At 41.8% G+C, this 18,713-nt stretch carries 19 protein-coding genes; 6 read left to right on the top strand and 13 right to left on the bottom strand.

The features are described 5' to 3' along the window. Positions 1-2: 2 nt before the first annotated feature. From AAEZ02_RS09260 to AAEZ02_RS09250, 3 genes are all read right to left on the bottom strand, one after another. A complete protein-coding gene (locus AAEZ02_RS09260; RefSeq protein ID WP_101032032.1) occupies positions 3-812 on the bottom strand; it encodes a CbbQ/NirQ/NorQ/GpvN family protein in 810 nt (269 codons plus the stop codon). A gap of 110 nt (positions 813-922) precedes the next feature. Continuing rightward, on the bottom strand, positions 923-1,180 hold the full coding sequence (locus tag AAEZ02_RS09255) for a cytochrome C oxidase subunit IV family protein (RefSeq protein ID WP_233768545.1): 258 nt from the start codon (positions 1,178-1,180) through the stop codon (positions 923-925). Positions 1,181-1,183: 3 nt separating this feature from the next. Next, entirely contained in the window at positions 1,184-1,801 is a 618-nt protein-coding gene (locus AAEZ02_RS09250) for a cytochrome c oxidase subunit 3 family protein (protein ID WP_124011735.1), read from the bottom strand. A 396-nt stretch (positions 1,802-2,197) separates the two neighbouring features. Here AAEZ02_RS09250 and AAEZ02_RS09245 point away from each other — a divergent pair, with 396 nt between their 5' ends. Further along, the gene (locus AAEZ02_RS09245; protein ID WP_101032035.1) at positions 2,198-3,817 is read left to right on the top strand and encodes an NAD(P)/FAD-dependent oxidoreductase; all 1,620 of its coding nucleotides are present in this window, start codon (positions 2,198-2,200) and stop codon (positions 3,815-3,817) included. A 168-nt stretch (positions 3,818-3,985) separates the two neighbouring features. Here AAEZ02_RS09245 and AAEZ02_RS09240 read toward each other — a convergent pair whose 3' ends face one another. From AAEZ02_RS09240 to AAEZ02_RS09215, 6 genes are all read right to left on the bottom strand, one after another. After that, positions 3,986-4,225 (bottom strand): CDGSH iron-sulfur domain-containing protein, encoded by a 240-nt coding sequence (locus tag AAEZ02_RS09240; RefSeq protein ID WP_124011736.1) that lies wholly within the window; start codon positions 4,223-4,225, stop codon positions 3,986-3,988. Positions 4,226-4,711: 486 nt separating this feature from the next. Beyond that, complete coding sequence (locus tag AAEZ02_RS09235; protein WP_124011737.1) at positions 4,712-5,113, bottom strand: GFA family protein; 402 nt, start codon at positions 5,111-5,113, stop codon at positions 4,712-4,714. A 196-nt stretch (positions 5,114-5,309) separates the two neighbouring features. Next, a complete protein-coding gene (locus AAEZ02_RS09230; protein WP_351122828.1) occupies positions 5,310-6,131 on the bottom strand; it encodes a M23 family metallopeptidase in 822 nt (273 codons plus the stop codon). Between the two features lie 126 nt (positions 6,132-6,257). After that, positions 6,258-7,130: a 6-carboxytetrahydropterin synthase gene (locus AAEZ02_RS09225; protein ID WP_124011739.1), complete on the bottom strand. Its 873-nt coding sequence runs from the start codon at positions 7,128-7,130 to the stop codon at positions 6,258-6,260. A gap of 755 nt (positions 7,131-7,885) precedes the next feature. Next, a complete protein-coding gene (locus AAEZ02_RS09220) occupies positions 7,886-8,590 on the bottom strand; it encodes a response regulator (protein ID WP_124011740.1) in 705 nt (234 codons plus the stop codon). Then, on the bottom strand, positions 8,587-10,092 hold the full coding sequence (locus tag AAEZ02_RS09215) for an ATP-binding protein (RefSeq protein WP_164839496.1): 1,506 nt from the start codon (positions 10,090-10,092) through the stop codon (positions 8,587-8,589). The genes AAEZ02_RS09220 and AAEZ02_RS09215 overlap by 4 nt, the downstream gene beginning before the upstream one ends. A 136-nt stretch (positions 10,093-10,228) precedes the next feature. Here AAEZ02_RS09215 and AAEZ02_RS09210 point away from each other — a divergent pair, with 136 nt between their 5' ends. Both AAEZ02_RS09210 and AAEZ02_RS09205 read left to right on the top strand, forming a co-directional pair. Then, the gene (locus tag AAEZ02_RS09210; protein ID WP_101032043.1) at positions 10,229-10,492 is read left to right on the top strand and encodes a hypothetical protein; all 264 of its coding nucleotides are present in this window, start codon (positions 10,229-10,231) and stop codon (positions 10,490-10,492) included. 64 nt (positions 10,493-10,556) lie between these two features. After that, positions 10,557-10,919: a hypothetical protein gene (locus AAEZ02_RS09205; RefSeq protein ID WP_233768546.1), complete on the top strand. Its 363-nt coding sequence runs from the start codon at positions 10,557-10,559 to the stop codon at positions 10,917-10,919. Positions 10,920-10,986: 67 nt separating this feature from the next. Here AAEZ02_RS09205 and AAEZ02_RS09200 read toward each other — a convergent pair whose 3' ends face one another. Together AAEZ02_RS09200 and htpX are read right to left on the bottom strand one after the other, a co-directional pair. Continuing rightward, on the bottom strand, positions 10,987-13,506 hold the full coding sequence (locus AAEZ02_RS09200; protein ID WP_124011742.1) for a sensor domain-containing protein: 2,520 nt from the start codon (positions 13,504-13,506) through the stop codon (positions 10,987-10,989). Between the two features lie 294 nt (positions 13,507-13,800). After that, positions 13,801-14,664, bottom strand: coding sequence for a protease HtpX (gene htpX, locus AAEZ02_RS09195; RefSeq protein WP_101032046.1), 864 nt, complete (start codon positions 14,662-14,664; stop codon positions 13,801-13,803). A 266-nt stretch (positions 14,665-14,930) separates the two neighbouring features. Between htpX and pepE the strand changes: the two genes are divergently transcribed. After that, a complete protein-coding gene (gene pepE, locus AAEZ02_RS09190; RefSeq protein WP_351122812.1) occupies positions 14,931-15,638 on the top strand; it encodes a dipeptidase PepE in 708 nt (235 codons plus the stop codon). Positions 15,639-15,741: 103 nt separating this feature from the next. Here the strand turns inward: pepE and AAEZ02_RS09185 are convergent, their stop codons facing one another. Further along, complete coding sequence (locus tag AAEZ02_RS09185) at positions 15,742-16,167, bottom strand: VOC family protein (protein WP_164839497.1); 426 nt, start codon at positions 16,165-16,167, stop codon at positions 15,742-15,744. 97 nt (positions 16,168-16,264) lie between these two features. On the opposite strand from AAEZ02_RS09185, the gene soxR reads away from it, so the two are divergent. Next, positions 16,265-16,708 (top strand): redox-sensitive transcriptional activator SoxR, encoded by a 444-nt coding sequence (soxR, locus tag AAEZ02_RS09180; RefSeq protein ID WP_101032049.1) that lies wholly within the window; start codon positions 16,265-16,267, stop codon positions 16,706-16,708. A 140-nt stretch (positions 16,709-16,848) separates the two neighbouring features. Here the strand turns inward: soxR and AAEZ02_RS09175 are convergent, their stop codons facing one another. Continuing rightward, a complete protein-coding gene (locus AAEZ02_RS09175) occupies positions 16,849-17,295 on the bottom strand; it encodes an Hsp20 family protein (protein WP_124011744.1) in 447 nt (148 codons plus the stop codon). Between the two features lie 374 nt (positions 17,296-17,669). Between AAEZ02_RS09175 and AAEZ02_RS09170 the strand changes: the two genes are divergently transcribed. Continuing rightward, a complete protein-coding gene (locus tag AAEZ02_RS09170) occupies positions 17,670-17,900 on the top strand; it encodes a hypothetical protein (protein WP_101032051.1) in 231 nt (76 codons plus the stop codon). Positions 17,901-18,713 lie beyond the last annotated feature (813 nt).

Raw genomic sequence — 18,713 nt, 5'->3', positions numbered from 1 at the left:
CATTAACAATCAAAATACAGTCGAGCGACATCCATGAGCGCTTCAACGGTACTGAGATCATCAGACAATGGCTCCGCAAGGCAACTGCGACACGCGGCCAGTGGCGACATACCACTGGATATCATTCGCGCCGCATAAATTAATAAGCGCGTAGAAGCCACTTCATCTAAGTCACAGTCCAGTCTGCGCAGTGACCCGGCCAATTCAATCAACTTACCCGCTAAATCTTGATCTATTTGACATTCCGTCATCAGTATTTGGATCTCGAGCTGAGGATTTGGATAGCCAAGCCGCAATGCGACAAAGCGCTGCCGAGTACTCGCCTTCATTCCTTTAAGAATATTTTGATAACCAGGGTTATAGGACACCACCAACATAAAACCTTGTGCTGCAGCGAGTTCTTCTCCGGTTCGTTCGATCGGTAATATGCGACGATCATCGGCAAGTGGGTGCAATACCACTGTGGTATCTTTACGTGCCTCGACGATTTCATCGAGATAACAAATACCGCCTTCTCTCACCGCCCTCGTTAACGGTCCGTCTTGCCAATAGGTACCCTTTGGACCAATCAAATGACGTCCCACTAAATCCGCGGCAGTTAAGTCATCATGACATGCCACAGTGTATAAAGGTCTGCCTAGTTTCTCCGCCATATAAGCCACAAAGCGCGTTTTACCACAGCCCGTAGGCCCTTTAATTAACAATGGCAGTTGATGAGAAAACGCGTACTCGAACAGTTGTATTTCGTTGTCTTGCTGCTGATAAAATATCTGTTCATTAATAGCAATTGCAGTGGTAGTTGATAAGGTCATATGGGTCCCTAGTATTCGACACTACTCGAAAAGAAAGCTATTTAAATATAGCATTTATTAACATTTTGGCTGAAAAACTCCCATCGCTGTTGGTTAATAACAAAGTTGATTCATAATAAAGTCGTCACCATAATCAAGGATGGGAAGAAAATAAGATAAGCTCGCATCAATAATCGCAAGTATCGATGGGCATGACGCAATTCCATAAAATGATCGATGATCATTAATCCCTTACACATCACGGTCAATGCAACCAAGATGCTAACCAGCGCTGAAGAGTTAAATTTTTCACCCAAAAACGTATTAAATAGCGTTATTCCAATCAACGCCCACCAGCAATACTCCATTTTTCCAAAAGATTTCATCATGGCCTACCTTAGAACATACAAGAGTGGAAAAATAAGGATCCACATCAAATCAATCATGTGCCAGTACATGGCTAATGCTTCTAGACCTGAATGTTGTTTCGCTGAATAGGCTCCTCTACGCACACGAAAAATCACCCATAAAACCGCGCATGCAGCCCAACCCACATGGAGGAAATGATTAAAAGTCATATAGTAATAAACAGTAAAAAACTCACTGCTACTGGTTCGAAAACCCTGCTGATGATTCCAATAGAATTCGCCGGATTTCACCAATAGGTACAAGCAACCACAAGCCAGAGTGAGCCACAGATAGACTTCACACTTGGCTCGATTGTCTAACCGAATATTGATCATGGCTTTTGCAATGAAGTAACTGCTTGAAAGTAATATCAATGTGTTTGTTACCCCCGCGAGGGTACTTACACTTTGGGGGCCTTGAGAAAAAGCTTCTGGGTAATGGTATTTGGCAATAAAATAAGCGACGAAAAAAATACCAAATTCAGTGAGTTCAGATAGGATCCCCACCCATATCGGAATATTACCGGGGATTCGACCAGCCCGCAGCTCACTCCAGGAACTAGGGAAAATGCCCAAAGGTGCTTTGGGGGGCTCACTATTCATCGGGTAATGATCATCATAAGCCCTTTTGGCCAATGGTTGTCGGTTTACCTAAGTTTAGTTCAATAATACACAACAGGCGTGAAATCCCTTTTCTTGACAGGGCTTACCCAAGACATAAATATAATCTAGCCATATAGCATGTTGTTAATGACAGGACAACGATTGGGGCAGTTAAACGACATCCTGATAGTGACGAAAATAAAGGCCTAAAAATGGTCGCTTAATTAACCAATCGGCGCAATAAATGTTAAAAACACCCTTTAACCTGTCCAGTAGCGATGATGAGCTTTCGCCAATCGCAGCCTGAATGGCATATGACATCGATAGATAATTTCATTTTAGAGCTAAATCACGTAAACTATGCGCTGTTTTTTAAGTCTCTTTTTTAGGTAAATCATGATCCGTTTAAACCAAGTACAATTGCCTCTCGACCATAATGAAGATGCGCTGCAAGATGTGGTATTGCAAAAGCTATCTATCTCCGCGGAGCAGCTGGTTGACATACATGTGTTTAAACGTGGCTACGATGCCCGTAAAAAGAATTTAATTTGGTTAATTTATACATTGGATGTGACATTAACCAATGTAGACGAAGTGGCGTTATTGGCGTCGCTTGTTGATGATCACAACATCCGTGTTTCACCAGATACCGATTATAAGTATGTTGCTTGTGCTCCAGAAGGGTTAACGGAGCGCCCATTGGTGATAGGTATGGGACCATGTGGCTTGTTTGTCGGACTTATATTGGCGCAAATGGGTTTTAAGCCCATTATTTTAGAGCGCGGTAAATCAGTGCACGAACGCGCTAAAGATACCTTCCGTTTTTGGCGTACCAGTGAGCTAAACACCGAATCCAATGTGCAATTTGGTGAAGGTGGTGCGGGCACATTCTCTGATGGTAAGTTATACAGTCAAGTCAAAGACCCTGGTTTTAAAGGCTTAAAAGTAAAACAAGAATTTGTTGCCGCGGGCGCACCGGCTGAAATCATTTATGTCAGCAAACCACACATTGGTACCTTTAAACTGGTGACTATGGTGGAGAAAATGCGTAGTGAGATCATCCGATTAGGCGGTGAAGTTCGCTTTGAAACCCGTGTCGATGAAATCAATATTAGCGATCGTCAGGTGACGGGTGTCACACTTAGAAATGGCGAAGTCCTGCATTCTACACATGTCATTGCTGCGATTGGCCACAGTGCCCGTGATACATTCCAAATGTTGCATGATAAAGGCGTGTATATGCAGGCGCAGTCATTTTCGATTGGTTTTCGTATTGAACACAAACAAGACATGATAGATAAAGACCGCTTTGGCAGTAACGCGGGCCACCCAATGTTAGGTGCTGCAGATTACAAGTTGGTCCATCATTGTAAAAGTGGTCGCAGTGTGTACAGCTTTTGTATGTGCCCTGGTGGTGTGGTTGTGGCGGCAACGTCAGAAGAGCATGCGGTAGTCACTAACGGTATGAGCCAATATTCGCGAAGTGAACGTAATGCTAACAGTGCCATTGTGGTGGGGATAGACCCAAGTGATTTTGATAACGATCCACTGCAAGGGATCGCGCTGCAACGTAAATTGGAACGCAATGCCTATGTTATGGGCGGCAGTAATTATGATGCACCTGCGCAAATGGTAGGCGACTTTTTAGCCGCGGGGGTGGGTAAACCGTTTGAAAATGTTGAGCCATCTTATAAACCCAATGTAAAAATGACTGATTTAAGCGATGCATTACCCCAATTCGCCATCGATGCGATCCGCGAAGCCATTCCCGCATTCGGTAAGAAAATTCGAGGTTTTGACAGTAAAGATGCCATGTTAACGGGCGTTGAAACGCGTACCTCTTCACCAGTGCAAATTAAACGTGGCGCAGATTATCAAAGTCTTAATACCAAAGGTTTGTACCCTGCAGGTGAAGGTGCCGGTTATGCAGGCGGCATTTTATCGGCGGGTATCGACGGCATCAGTATTGCCGAAGCCGTTGCATTAGACATGCTAAAACAGATAGCCAACCGTTAATGTCGTCTTAAATTAACAGCGCAACAACGCCACATATGGATAATCGCTTAATTGCCACTGCCGCAAGTGCTGAAATGTCCGCGCAGATTTAATGTTAATATCACTGGAAAACTCCCGCGTTTTGGCCCCGCCCCGCGAGTGATTTTCCTGTTGATGTTCCAGTTGATGTTATGTTTGTTTATGGCTGCCATCACACATTGGCTGAGTTCTTGTTGATTTACAGCCACAAAAGAACACTTTATCAGACTCTTTGGCAGTAAATTTTACTGGTGTAAATTCAGAACCTTTATGAGAACCATCACAAAAAGGCTGTTTTTTGCTTTCCCCACATGAACACCAAAAATAATTTTTACCCGCTTCTACCTCGACTGCATAGGGGGTATCTGAAGCACGTATTGGTTTACTCATAATATATTCTCCATAACTAGCTAATAAACATAACAGCGAAACTAACAACTAAACTATAGAACGAAACTAAGCCACCCATTCTTATAATCAACAACATAGCTGCTTTCATCATTCATTGCGATAGCCTTTGATTATTCCAGCACATAAATTAGCAACATTGCTAATAAGATTGAGCCGTATGACCTGGTCAACTGTAATCGAAATAATCCCGATAACCTCAATGTAGATCCATGCTTAAACATCTTCAGTTGTAGTCTTATTCTCATTATATTGACCATAAACCTTAACCGTCCCATTTCACTCTTCTGACAACACCAGCGACCTAGTGGCTCAGTCTCTTTGTGTTCTTACTATATGCATGACATTGCGATCGGCACCCTGACTTGACTGAGCTTTGTACGTCGGCAGCTATTGGCTGGGAAAACGTCTCATGCGAACAAATGAATGTGACACCCACGATTACTGTTAGTCAAATTTTACTTGTTGTTAAGCAGTCCGATCGATTGGGTGATTGACACCATCGCCGGTGACCACGTTACCTAAATCAAATGGATTGACGCCGTCTAAACAGCCAATGTTAAAGCCATATTCGCTCGGGTTTGAGCGTCGTTGATGATGAGTATAGATACCACAGTGAGAACAGAAGAAGTGTTTCGCGGTGTTGGTATTAAATTGATATAGCTTAAGCACATCTTGGCCTTTTACCACTCGAATTCCATCGAGTTTAACCGAAGCAACAATGGCACCTTTTCTACGACAAATTGAACAATCACAGCGTCTCGGGTTTTCGATGCCGTTTGGTAAAGTGAGTTCAAGTTCAACCGCACCACAATGACATATCGCTTTGTGTTTCAGTTCAATGTTGGTATTGCCAACTCGTTTGATCATGCCAAGACCCTTTGTGCTTTATAATGTAACGATTGACTCGTGCTATCTATGTCGTTAACTCGAGGTAACATTAAAATATCACCAGAGTGGTTCATTTAAACCGAAAATCGCGCCCGCTATAGTTCAAAAAATGTAAACATAAACAAACTCTTCCAACTTAATCGCATTACCGGAACGATAAAATATAAGCTAAAAACTATTTTGCCGCTTTCTCCGCTGCCAACACACTGGCCATTGACGGCACTATTGACACTGGATCTAGGCGCATTTGGAACCAATTTAAGCGCCAATCTAAATGCGGACCTGTAACGCGACCGGTTGCACCAATTTCAGCAACTTTATCGCCCTGCACAACTTTGTCACCGACGGTTAAATACAATTTACTTAAGTGCAAAAATGTTGAATTAATCCCATAACCGTGATCGATAATCACAGTGCCACCAGAATAGAACATATCAGGCTCGGCTAAGGTAATAACGCCGTCTGCTGGCGCGACGACGACCGTGCCTGTTGGACGTGCAACATCAACACCAAAATGTGGGTTACCGGGAACGTCGTTATATACCCGTTGGCTGCCATAAACGCCTGAAATTCTGCCCGTAACTGGCCAAATAAAGGGCTGCATAAATGCCTGTTGCTGACTGAATAAGCCTCTGGCGGCGCGAGTCTGTTTGGCATCTTTAGCCGCCCTTTTTTGGGCGACAGGATCGGGTTTCATTATTTTTTGGCTAATGCCAGTGACCCGATCAATTTTGTACTGCCTCGCGGCAATTTTTAGCGGTTTAATTTCGGTTAATCCGTCTGGGTAAATGACTTTAAACACTTGCTCTGCTTTCGCGTCTCTATCAAACCCAATGGCAAATTGACCATTTGGGGTGATTTTTACCGGTTGGCCATTAAGTAAAATTTTACTGCCTGCTGGCACGGCGCCACGCACTAGTGCACCTTGTTCAAACTGACCTTGAAACGTCACCGCTGCAGCGTTAGTACTGAGTCCGCATAGACTGATCACCAGCATTGCGGCCGTTGAAATCGATTGTAAAAGTGTCTTTTTTAATAACATAATCGAAATGTATTCCTTGTTAATTGCGACAAAAAACATAAAAAAAGGGCTACCGTATGGCAGCCCATTAATAATACTTGATTAACCTCTTACTGCAATGGCTCCTTTGCCAATACCTTCGAAAGCGATGACTTTAAAATGACTTTCGGGCTCTTTACTCGACAATGTTTTAGCCATGTATTCAGCCAATAACTCGACGGTGGTGTCATGGGGAATTAAGTCACAACAATGCTTAGGTATCGCTAATTGAAAATCACCTTGAGGGGCAACATAGTGAAAACCAAAATGCGTTTCGTCGCTGACTTTCGTTTGCTTAGACAAATGAAGTGTTTTGATAGACACTAAGTCTTCTTCGGTGCCAAGGTAAATATCTTGCCAACGTTCAGCCCAATAGTGGTCCCATTTAGGTGTCGCGATGCCATTTTCAAATACCGTTACCGGGCTCCGATGACCATGAGCAATACGCTGACAATTACCGTCATGTTTACGTAGACCATGACTGTAATGATAAAACGGTGTATCAAGTGCTTCGTGGCGTAATGTCAGGCTGATACCTTGGACATTTTCAGGCAACACTTCACGTAAGGCTTTTTTCAAAAAGTCATTAACACTTTCATAGTCGATAACTTCGGTTGGGATCAGTGCAAAAGCTTGTGATGGACACGCCAGGTGGATATCACCTTTTTGGCTGCTAAAGTCCATCCATACTCGGTCGCCCTTTTGCTGCCAGCGCACTTCGCTGCAAGCAGTAGGGATTAACAAACGATGATCGGCAACATCATCGATGGTGTTTTTGATGGTACGCTTGACTTTGGCAAAGTCGAGCACCATATTTTGCTCATCTAAGCCGCCATCTAATAGCACATCGACAATCCAGCTTTCACCTACCATGCCGCGAATGGGGCAAAGATAAGAAAAATCAATAACAGTTAAATCTTTTACAAACAGTTGCATTAATGCTCCTAGGCAGAAAAACAGTCCACCTCAGTATAAATGTATTCCAAATAGCACATGCCAGTGGAAGCACTATCTTACCTGATCCACCTTGGTCCGACTATCAACTCTTAGTCTACAACCAATTGCGCTAATACCGATAGTTAAATACCGATGCTCTACTGCCGATCGTCTAAATCAATGTCTCGTCAGTGTGTTCGATGTCAAAATGAGACCCAAATGAGATCAAAATGAGACCGCATTGATACCACATTGATACCGCGAATTATTTCAATGCCATGTCAAACAAAAGCGAAGCGATGAGCGAGCAAATATCCTTGTAGATATAATAAATAAAAGTAAGTCGACTCAATAATATTTAATAACCAGATGACTACCGAAGAAGCGGAAAGTGGAGCGTTAATGATCTCAGTTAAGCATTTGCTAAACCGAGATAACTGATGAATAAGGCGTTGTAGCGCACAGATAGTACCAAGTGATGATAGCTCTTAACGGACCAACATAAATAGAACCAGTAAACTAAGCGTCATAAGTGAAGGCATACCACTGTTGCTTGTCAAAGCCCACCGCTATGGGCATGGCGGATAGAGATGTTCGAAAAAACGGGGCAGATTGAGGGCGTTTTATGTCGACAATACCAGGCCGTTTATCAATAAGGTGAGCAGCTAACAAGCTATATTCATCATAGCCAAACGGACTTACCACACGCTCTGCATGCCTCGAGCCAGCCACATGCGCTGGTATTATTTACCAGCTCATTCCACCTTATAGCCTACCCCATAAATTGAATGTAATAGTTCTTTTTGTTGACTAGCTTGGGCCAACTTATGTCGTAGATTTTTGACATGACTATCTATGGTACGCGAGCTGACAATACGATCGTCAACATAGCAAACTTGCATTAGGCTGTCGCGAGAGTGCACTACACCGGGTCTTTTTAGCAAAGTGTGCAGTAATCTAAATTCAACCGGTGTTAATTCAATCTCTTGTTGGTCGACCTGACATTTAAAACGTTCGATGTTGATCTGCAGATATTTATAACGAATAATCTGTTCACTTTGACTGCCATGGGTATTTTCAACTCGTCTTAAAATCGTTTTGACCCGAGCGACGACTTCCCTAGCCGAAAATGGTTTACACACATAATCGTCTGCTCCAATATCTAAGCCCATTAAGCGGTCAATTTCATCTACCCGCGCCGTTAACATTAATACTGGCAGCATTGAAAATTGCCTCAACTCACGGCAAATGGTTAAACCGTCTTTATAGGGCAACATCAGATCTAAAATCATAAAGTCAATTTGTTGAGACTTAACCGTTTCAATCACTTCACGACCATCGTGTTGTACCAAGGTGTTAAAACCTTCAAGGGCTAAAAAGTCAACTAAAATCTGCGCTATTTTAGGCTCGTCCTCCACCACTAATATGGTTAATGGTTGTTGATGAACATGTCCACTCATAATGATTCCCTGTGCATAGGTAATAGTACTTCAATACAAAGTCCACCCTGTGGTGATGGGATGGCCTTAATGGTGCCATCATGCGCTTCGACAATATTCTTACAGATGGTTAAACCAAGACCTGCACCACTACCACGGCGTGTGCGGGCACTGTCTTGGCGATATAATGGCTCAAACAGGTGTTCACACTCTTCAATGCTGGCACTGGGCTTGGTGTCATTAATAGTTAATCTCATCGTTTTATTTTGTTGTGATAATCGCACATCAATTACCCCTGGACTGTCTGTGTAAGCCATAGAATTCATTAATAAATTAATAAATAGCTGTTCAAGACGAAGCATATCGGCAGATAAATACACCTCAGGCTGGAGCTTACTTTGTAGCGTTAGGCCTTTATCTTGTAGGCTGGTAGCCATACTATTAAGCGTGCTGTGTAGTGATTCACTGACGTTCACCCGCTGGAAATGATAACGTAATCCACCAACATCAGATAAAGATAGTTCATACAAATCATCGACTAAGTGCTTCATACGCAGCACTTCTTGTTCAAGTGAGATTAACTGAATGTGATTAAATGTTCTGATCCCCGCTTTAATCGCATCAATTTCACCGCATAAAATACTCAAAGGGGTACGCAATTCGTGCGAAATGTCCGCTAACCAACGATTTTTGGCACTACGATTTTTAGATAATGTCAGCGCCAGATGATCAATATTGGCCATTAGTTGGCCTAATTCATCGGTGCGCTGAGGCGATAAACGTTGATCATAATTACCCTGAGATAAATATGACACGCCCAGCATAACTTGCTTTACCGGAATAAGCAGAAAACGAGATAACCACCAAGCAATCGCACTCGCAAGCAGTAAACACAATAAACCAATTCCCATACTGGTCCAGCGTTGTTGCTGAGAAAATGCCGTAGCCGAAGAAGATTCAATGTCTCTAATAGGGCTGCTGTATAAATAACCGACGACCTGATCATCAAATATTAGCGGTAAGCTAATGAGAACGTCCGCATGGTCAATGTCGGCGCCGACGATAAATTGTTGCGCTGCTGAATATAACCCTGTCGGTGGACCAGAAGGTGGTGAAGCAAACGGAGGCCGTCGTCTAGGAGGACCTAATTGTGATCCCGGTCCCAGAGGAGGATTATCACCAATCGGTTTTGGGGGGGGCATTGCGCTGCCGTCTGGACGATATTTTTGTGGACGTGGCGCATGAAGCGCAATGGCTTGTGTTAATGCTTTTTGATTAATAGACTTCCACACTCGTGTAGATTGTTGCTCTGTCATTACTGATGGATCAGTTTGTGATACCGGATTAGCCGCATAAAGTGCCAATAGTTCATTCGATAAATACTGTAAACGCTCTTGTTCTAATCCGTTGATGTAGTCTAAAAAACCTTGGTCAAAACTCCACCTCGCTAATGATAACGTGGCGATAAGTACAATACTGGTAAGGCCAACGAAGGCTAAGAAAAGCTTTTGAGATATTTTCATAAAAGACATTATAACCAGCTATATACGCACAAACTAGTCGCGATAAATAACTGATAAAAATCTCCTCCAATTCTGCACAATTACTCCACATTGTTAGGTTATATTGCCATGAGTTACCTAACCAAGGAGTGTCACCATGACTCTTAAGCCAATCAGTATTGGTCTACTTAGCTTTATGTTATTAGTATCTGTCGGTGCTAATGCTAACCCACATGATAGAAAACCACCTAAAGAAGCTGTTGAAGCGTGTGCTAACAGTGCTGAAAATGATCAGGTTAGTTTTGACACCCCCCGTGGCGACACCCTTGAAGCAAGCTGTCAAATTATCGATGGCGAGCTTGTCGCTGTACCCGCCAATGGTCCTGACGATATGAAACAACCGCCAAAACAACGCAAATAACACTCGTGTGGTTAAGGGGTATTCTTGCCTAAAATAATTAATAATCAATGCTTAAGGAGTAAATATGCAAGTGACTAGTGGTAACAATTCGATGCAAATGACATCGGCCGAGAACACCCAAAGACCTCCGCGTCCTGATGGTCCGCCACCACCAAAAGGCGGTGTACCGCCTGGGTTAGATACAGCGGTGTCGACCTTGTCTGATGATCAACAGCAATTAACAACTGACATGTTGTCATCATTGACCGACGAGCAACAAGAGTCGTTGAAGTCTATGTTGGATGAATTAAAACCACTTACAGAAGGCTTATCTGACGAGGACATCGGCAGTATTTTCTTTGAGGCGTTGAGCAGTATTTATAATGGTGATAACACCGAAACGGCTAACAGTAATTCAACCTCTGTGAACGTAGATATTTACGCTTAATACAGTACTAAAAAGTCGTAATGGTGATATAAAAGCAGCTTACATATTGTGTAAGCTGCTATTTTATTTACTTTAAGTTAATTTCAGTGGGCAGGTTAATGCTGTTACGGATCATAGGTAAAAACTCGTTAAGATCTTGTGGCAATTGCGGTTTGCTGTACAAATATCCTTGAGCAAAATCACAGCCATTGAGCCGCAGAAAATCTGCTTGATCGACGGTTTCGACTCCTTCAGCAATAATCTGCAAATTCAGTGCATGCCCAAGTGCAATAACAGCCTTTGCAATGACGGTGTTATTAGCATCATGAGGGATATCACGCACAAACGACTGATCGATTTTCAACGTATCAATCGGTAACTTTTTCAGATAATTGAGTGAAGAATAACCGGTACCAAAGTCATCGATGCTCAAGGCAATTCCCATAGCACCTAATAATTTCAAATCATGAATAATCGCATCGGGATCGATCATCATACAAGACTCGGTTACTTCTAATTCCAAATGTTTGGCAGGTAATCCGGTTTCTAATAAAATGGAGCGCACTTTATCGACAAAATCATTTCTTTGCAGCTGTAAGCTAGCCACATTAACTGAAATACGCTCAAACATTTTACCTTGAGTTAGCCATTCAACCCCTTGCAGGCAGGCTGCCTTTAATACCCATAAACCAATATCCCAAATCAAGCCAATCTTCTCAGCTAATGGAATAAACTCTGCCGGAGAAATATTGCCAAAGACAGGGTCATGCCAACGAATTAGCGCTTCAAAGCCACTGGGTGTCAGATCAGACAGTTTCAACTTCGGCTGATAAACTAAATAAAAATCTTCATTCACCAGCGCTTGGTGCAATGCTGTTTGCAGTTTTAATTGCGCCACAGCCTGTTTGGTCATTGACTCAGTATAAAAGGCATAATTGTTTCGCCCATCTAATTTTGCACGGTGCATTGCTGCATCAGCATTACGCAATAAGCTGTCATGATCATCACCATCACTTGGATATATCGCCACCCCCATACTGGCAGTAAGACGTACAGATTGGGAATTATCGAGAATAAATGGCTGTTCAAACACACTTCGAATACGGTCTACCGAAGAAGTAACAGAATCAGTGCCCGTGATGCTAGGCAACATAACCACAAACTCATCGCCACTTAAGCGTGCTAATGCGTCAAAATCAGATAATGCATAAGATAAACGATTGGCCAATTCAACTAAAACTTCATCGCCAATAACATGACCTAAACTGTCATTAATGTGCTTAAAAAAATCGATATCTAAAAACACAATAGCCAACTGTTTTTTGGCCCTGTGAGAGTGATTAACCTCTTGCTCTAGCAGTGACATAAATTGCATCCGATTAGGCAATTGTGTCAGGGGGTCAAAATAAGCTAAGTTTTTGAGTTTTTCTTCATTTTGTTTCTGTGCTGAAATATCGGCAAACACTGCAACGTAATACTGAATGATATTTTGTTTATCAAATACCGCACTGATGGTAATAGCTTGCGGAAAAATAGCCCCATATTTACGACGATTCCAAATTTCACCATGCCATTTACCTTGAACAAGCAAGGTATTCCACAAACGTTCAAAGAAGCTTTTTGGGTGACGTCCCGAACTGAGTATTCTAGGGTTTTGACCTATTACCTCTTCACGGCTATAACCGGTGATATCAGTAAACGCTTGGTTAATTTCAGTAATATTACCATCACGGTCAGTTATAACGACTCCCTCGACCGCATTTTGAAACACGTTTGCAGCTAACGTTAACTGTTCTTCTGCCTCTTTATGTTTGGCTATATTACGAGTCATGCCGATGACACCGACCAAATGGCCTTGGGCATTAAGGATCGGAGCCTTGATGGTTTCGAGCCACACTTTGTTAAAATTAATGTCGAATTCTTCGCATTCAGAAACCACTACCGTTGCGCCGTTATTAATGGCTAATTTATCGCCCTCAATAAATTCTTCGGCGGTGCGTTGGTCAAAAAGATCAACGTCAGTTTTACCGACAATTTGTTCTTTAGATTTTCGCCAAGCTCGTTCAACACTTTTATTACAGGCAACATATTGCCCGCTAGCATCCTTAACCCAAACATGTTCATCAAAAGCATCAATAAAAGACTGTAAATCAACACCTGGGGACACTGACTCTGTGATATTTAAATCAACGGTTAAGGAGCTTATATAATAGCGAATGGCATTAGTTAACATATCCGCTATGCGCGCTTGCATCGCAGATAAAGGTTGAAATAAAGTCGCCTGAGTCGGTTCGATGTTATTGGCACTAAAGCTGATCACACCGATGATATGACCTTGAGGTGAACGAATAAGCTGATGATAAACACTAGTGTGTTGGCCTACTTCTTTTACGCTATTAGGGGGTGTTGCTTTAAGATGTTGTAACACGCTAGCGTTATGTTGTCGCTGAGTCATTTCATCAATATTTTGACTTGTACAAATAGCTTCAATACTGTTATCAGAATTGACATGGTAAAACATGATTGTAAGACGAAACTCGGCAGAAATATCATTTATTTCTAGCTGCCATTCTCTTAATTGCGCTGGAGAAATAGCTTTTTTCAGCATACCACCTTCCTGAATAGTGCTTATTGAGTAAGCTTTGATAAGCCAAATCTTATGGGTACTATTATGAGTATTCTTATTAGCATTAGTGCCAAGTCAGATTATATCAGAATCGGCCTTATTAGCTGTAATTAAACAACCAATGCAATCGATTCGAGCGATTAATACTATAAGGACACTATAATTACCTGATTAACAACTCAGATTCAATCATAATATTACACAAAAACAAAAAAGGAGCCAAAAGACTCCTTTGTGGGATTCGTTACCGTCAGTGCGACGGTAAACTCCTGAATGCTAGCTATTTTTTAAAGCAGCAATGCGCTTTTCTAATGGCGGATGGCTCATCAATAACTCAGCCATTGAACGTTTGCCATTGATACCAAAGGCTGACATTTGTGCTGGCATAGCGCCAGATTCAGGCCCTTGACGTAAACGTTCTAATGCGGCAATCATTTTATTTTTGCCTGCTAAACGCGCGGCGCCTTCATCAGCCTTAAACTCACGAATACGTGAAAAGTAAGCTACGATAATCGATGCCAAAATACCGAATAGCATATCAAGTACAAATACTACAGCCATGTAGGCGAACATACCTAGGCCTTGACCTTCTTCGTCATTACTGGAAACAAAATTATTAATAATGCCAGCAACGACACGTGCTGCAAAAATAACAAAAGTATTCACCACACCTTGAATTAAGGTTAAGGTCACCATGTCACCGTTTGCCACGTGGCTCACTTCATGAGCGAGAACGCCTTCAATTTCGTCTTGGGTCATGCCATAAAGCAAACCAGAACTCACAGCAACTAAGGCGTTATTTTTACTTGGACCCGTTGCAAATGCGTTCATCTCTGGTGACTGGTAAATTGCCACTTCAGGCATCTTAATTCCAGATTTTTCAGCTTGGCGTGCAACCGTTTCAACTAACCAACGTTCCATACTGTCACGTGGTTGAGTAATAACTTCACAACCCATGGTTTTCTTCGCCATCCATTTTGAAATAGCTAAACTGATAAACGCACCACCAAAACCAAAAATGGCAGCAAATACTAACAGTCCACCCATCGTTGAGGTATTAACACCAAGAATAGACATTACAATTGAGGCAACCAGTAAGATGGCAAAGTTGGTTGCGATCAACAAAAATATACGCTTCATTTAAGCTCCTGTATGGCGAAAGTGCCGATTTTCAGTTGTTACTAAAGACATAATATGTCAATAAATCTAAAATTCAAGCTTAGTTATATTAAAAAATATTTATCCTTCTTATATAGGCGGATTAATCATACTCTTGAATCTCTAGCGAGCAGATTTTAGGCAGATATTATTAAACCAAACTGAATAAAAACGACAAAAACCAACTAATTGTCGGTAATGATTAATTTTTGATAAACTATCAAAAACAAAATACCAAAGGACATTTTATGACCATTAATGCACTAATGTTGAGTGCTTCACGTGTCGGTGATTCAGCTTATTTAACCCATACTCTCGAACTCATCCGCCCATTAACTCAACCTGGGCAGCAATGGCTGTTTATTCCCTATGCTGGCGTCAGTGTAAGTTACGATGACTATTTAATTAAAGTACAAACTGCGCTTGAACCACTGCCCATTATCATTACTAGCATTCATCAATTTTCCGATCCCAAACAAGCGATTAAAAATGCAGCGGGTATTTTGGTTGGTGGCGGAAATACATTCCAATTGCTCAACGAACTGTATCGTTATGACTTGGTGCATTTAATCCGTGAACAAGTAGAAAATGGCATGCCGTATGTTGGTTGGAGCGCAGGTTCAAACATTACCGGTGCTAGCATTCGTACCACTAATGATATGCCAATTACTGAGCCTCCCTCTTTTACAGCCTTAGGCATTCTTCCGTTTCAATTAAATCCGCATTACACCAATTACCAAATGCCGGGGCACAATGGTGAAACACGCGCACAACGGCTATTAGAGTTTACGATGGTAGACCCATTAACGCCGGTGATAGCTATTCAGGAAGGCAGTGCATTGTGGCGTAGAGGGGAGACATTGCAACTGATTGGCGATGAAGTAGCTTACTTATTCCATGGCAAGCAACAAGAAGTTGAGATAGCCGTTAACAGTGACTTATCACACTTCCTTTAATCAGCGTATTGTTAATAAGAATATCGGATTTTAGCTTGTTGCAATCGGCTTTAACCTAAATTATTGGGCTTACTCTAATAAGCCCAATGGTGCAGTATATCGGCTACTCACTATCGTACTGATTTCGCTCACTGGGTATATCCGTTGAGTATTCAACAAATTCTACTTCAAATCCATTCGGATCAATAAAGTAACGGCTTTTGTAAAAAGGGTCATGTCCACCCATAATGGCTACTTCAAAACCCACCAGTGCTAATCTTGCCACTAACGCATCAATGTTATCCACTGCATAAGCAAAATGAGCTAAGCCCAATGCATTGCTTTTAAGGTCGCGCACCTCACCCGTACCAGAATCATTAAATGATAAATAATGAAAATCATCGCCAAAGTGAAGCCATTTCCGTGGTGTGCCATGCCAAATCGACTCTCCGCCACCACGAACCCGCCAATGGGGAAATGCCGCCTGATAAAATACTAATGTTTCATCTAAGTCATGCACCACTAAATTTAAATGTTCTAATCTCATCACTTATCTCCTTATTATTGATACAGCACAGCTTAATACCTCAAGTTAACTTGAGGTAAAGGATTAGATTTGCCAAAATGATAAAAAATTTGGAGTGCTAATGTCAGTAGAAACAGAATTAAGTGTGGGCCAAGTTGCAAAACGCTGCGGGATCAACATCTCGGCGATTCATTTTTACGAGCAAAAAGGTCTTATCAGCAGTTGGCGAAACCAAGGTAATCAACGCCGTTATGCACGAGAAGTTATCAGGCGGATTTCGCTCATCAAAGCTGCGCAGCAATTAGGGATCTCGTTAGATGAAATACACCTCGCCTTTACCAGTCTCCCTAATGGTAGAACCGCCACTAAAGAAGATTGGGCCGATTTATCAAATGCCTGGAAAAAGACGCTAACTCAGCGGATTGCTAAGATGCAAAAGTTGAAAGACTCATTAGAAGCTTGTATCGGCTGCGGTTGTTTATCGATGAAACACTGTCCACTGTATAACCCAGAAGATATTCTAGTCGAGCAAGGTCCAGGTCCGGTGCTGTTAAATAAAAATTAAGCACAAAAAAGCCTAGTTTAAAAACTAGGCGTAAGCAAAAACGCTAAATAGGGGGGGGAGATAAACTACAAGGTTAACAATGTAGGTTAAGTGGCAGTTAACACTTAGCCCACCAATCATATCAGCCTAACAATATTGGCCTAACCAAGGGAGTTGGTTGAAACAATATCAATTTTACGTGGTTTCATTGCTTCTGGAATCTCACGAACTAAATCAATATTTAACAAACCATGTTCTAATTCCGCACCCACTACGCGAACATGATCAGCTAATTGGAAGCTGCGCTCAAAGCCTCGCTCAGCGATACCTTGATGCAAATATTTGCGATCATCACTTTTGGCTGTCTTATTGCCTTTTACTATCAGTTTTTCGCCTTCACTCATGATATCTAATTCTGGCATCGAAAAACCTGCAACGGCCATGGTAATTCGGTAACTATTTTCACCTAAAAGCTCAATATTATAAGGAGGATAACCACAGTTGGCATTATTCGCTGCAGCGTGTTCAGCAAGTTGTGCTAAACGGTCAAAGCCAATCGCACTTCGGTAAAGAGGAGTTAAATCTGGAGAAAGATTAAAATTACGCATGTTCATACCCTTGTCTAAAGCAATATGTAAAAAATAACCACTGTCTATGTCAGTGGCGGACAGTTTTCACAGCCCTTACGGCACTGTGCTAGCAAGTTTACTGAAACCTCTATCGAGCATTTCGTTAATCATTCCTGCTACAGAGTTAGATATATGGACCGCCTGTATGATATCAAGTGCTTCAAGTAAATAAATCACTTATTAATAGCGATTACTTATAAATACTCATTAGAATCAGTAACTCATATAGAGTTAAATTAATGAGATAAACAATTCCGTGATATTAATTCCACAGTGATGACTTTTGTTACTGGTAATTTTGGCCTAAGTTGTCACAATAATGGGCAACGAATAAAAACAAATAAGGACATTTTATGAACCCAGCAACAATGGCATTACTGATCCCAATCTTGGCTATTTTAGGCAGCTTTATTGTTAGTATAATGAAACTTAGAGAACGCCAAGTACGTGCGACAACAGAACAAGCAACTAATAATAAAGCATTGCATGATGAAATAAGCTCCCTACGCCAACGCATTGAAGTACTTGAAAGGGTTGTTACCGAAGATGCATACGACTTAAAACAAAAAATTAATAACGCATAAGGTGATTGAGTACTGTTAAGTACAACTAATATTCAAAGCATAAAGCCACCGCAGTGGATGGCTTTACTGTCTTGAGCACGGGGAAAGTCAAACCAGTTCCAAAATCCTTTATCTCAGCGAAAATCGGTGGTTATAGCGACCAATGGCCACTTGGTCAAAATCTCAGATACACTGCGATCATATTTTGCTGAGTCAGCGCACGTTAACAGCAGATATATCATTAACATCTCAAATCGCAGACGTAAAAAAGCCCACTATGTAATAGCGGGCTGTTTTACTACTCTTTCGAGTAAATTAGGCGCCTGGAAATGACCTACTCTTTTATCCCCGAAGGGGACGCATGGGCATATTCGACAAACTGCTGTCATGTTTTGCCAATAACAAACTCTAAACCATAAATTGCAGCGAAGCTGTTAAATTGCAGACGTAAAAAAGCCCGCTATATAATAGCGGGCTGTTTCACTACTCTTTCGAGTAAATTTGGCGCCTGGAAATGACCTACTCTCGTATGGGCATATTCGACAAACTGCTGTCATGTTGTGGCCAATAACAAACTCTACACCATAAATTGCAGCGAAGCTGTTAAATTGCAGACGAAAAACAGCCCGCTATGTAATAGCGGGCTGTTTCACTACTCTTTCAAGTAAATTAGGCGCGTGGAAATGACCTACTCTCCCATGGGCATATTCGACAAACTGCTGTCTTGTTTTGGCCAATAACAAACTCTACACCATAAAACAAACTCTACACCATAAATTGCAGCGAAGCTGTTAAATTGCAGACGTAAAAAAGCCCGCTATATAATAGCGGGCT

The organism is Shewanella sp. T24-MNA-CIBAN-0130 (genome assembly GCF_040310185.1).
GTDB lineage: Bacteria > Pseudomonadota > Gammaproteobacteria > Enterobacterales > Shewanellaceae > Shewanella > Shewanella psychromarinicola.
Note: the sequence above shows the minus strand (reverse complement) of the source record. Positions and strands in the feature narration are given on the sequence as shown.

Coding starts and splice junctions, on each gene's coding strand:
- AAEZ02_RS09260 (WP_101032032.1), bottom strand. CDS start 812: ATGACCTTATCAACTACCACTGCAATTGCTATTAATGAACAGATATTT.
- AAEZ02_RS09255 (WP_233768545.1), bottom strand. CDS start 1,180: ATGATGAAATCTTTTGGAAAAATGGAGTATTGCTGGTGGGCGTTGATT.
- AAEZ02_RS09250 (WP_124011735.1), bottom strand. CDS start 1,801: ATGAATAGTGAGCCCCCCAAAGCACCTTTGGGCATTTTCCCTAGTTCC.
- AAEZ02_RS09245 (WP_101032035.1), top strand. CDS start 2,198: ATGATCCGTTTAAACCAAGTACAATTGCCTCTCGACCATAATGAAGAT.
- AAEZ02_RS09240 (WP_124011736.1), bottom strand. CDS start 4,225: ATGAGTAAACCAATACGTGCTTCAGATACCCCCTATGCAGTCGAGGTA.
- AAEZ02_RS09235 (WP_124011737.1), bottom strand. CDS start 5,113: ATGATCAAACGAGTTGGCAATACCAACATTGAACTGAAACACAAAGCG.
- AAEZ02_RS09230 (WP_351122828.1), bottom strand. CDS start 6,131: ATGCTGGTGATCAGTCTATGCGGACTCAGTACTAACGCTGCAGCGGTG.
- AAEZ02_RS09225 (WP_124011739.1), bottom strand. CDS start 7,130: ATGCAACTGTTTGTAAAAGATTTAACTGTTATTGATTTTTCTTATCTT.
- AAEZ02_RS09220 (WP_124011740.1), bottom strand. CDS start 8,590: ATGAGTGGACATGTTCATCAACAACCATTAACCATATTAGTGGTGGAG.
- AAEZ02_RS09215 (WP_164839496.1), bottom strand. CDS start 10,092: ATGAAAATATCTCAAAAGCTTTTCTTAGCCTTCGTTGGCCTTACCAGT.
- AAEZ02_RS09210 (WP_101032043.1), top strand. CDS start 10,229: ATGACTCTTAAGCCAATCAGTATTGGTCTACTTAGCTTTATGTTATTA.
- AAEZ02_RS09205 (WP_233768546.1), top strand. CDS start 10,557: ATGCAAGTGACTAGTGGTAACAATTCGATGCAAATGACATCGGCCGAG.
- AAEZ02_RS09200 (WP_124011742.1), bottom strand. CDS start 13,506: ATGCTGAAAAAAGCTATTTCTCCAGCGCAATTAAGAGAATGGCAGCTA.
- htpX (WP_101032046.1), bottom strand. CDS start 14,664: ATGAAGCGTATATTTTTGTTGATCGCAACCAACTTTGCCATCTTACTG.
- pepE (WP_351122812.1), top strand. CDS start 14,931: ATGACCATTAATGCACTAATGTTGAGTGCTTCACGTGTCGGTGATTCA.
- soxR (WP_101032049.1), top strand. CDS start 16,265: ATGTCAGTAGAAACAGAATTAAGTGTGGGCCAAGTTGCAAAACGCTGC.
- AAEZ02_RS09175 (WP_124011744.1), bottom strand. CDS start 17,295: ATGCGTAATTTTAATCTTTCTCCAGATTTAACTCCTCTTTACCGAAGT.
- AAEZ02_RS09170 (WP_101032051.1), top strand. CDS start 17,670: ATGAACCCAGCAACAATGGCATTACTGATCCCAATCTTGGCTATTTTA.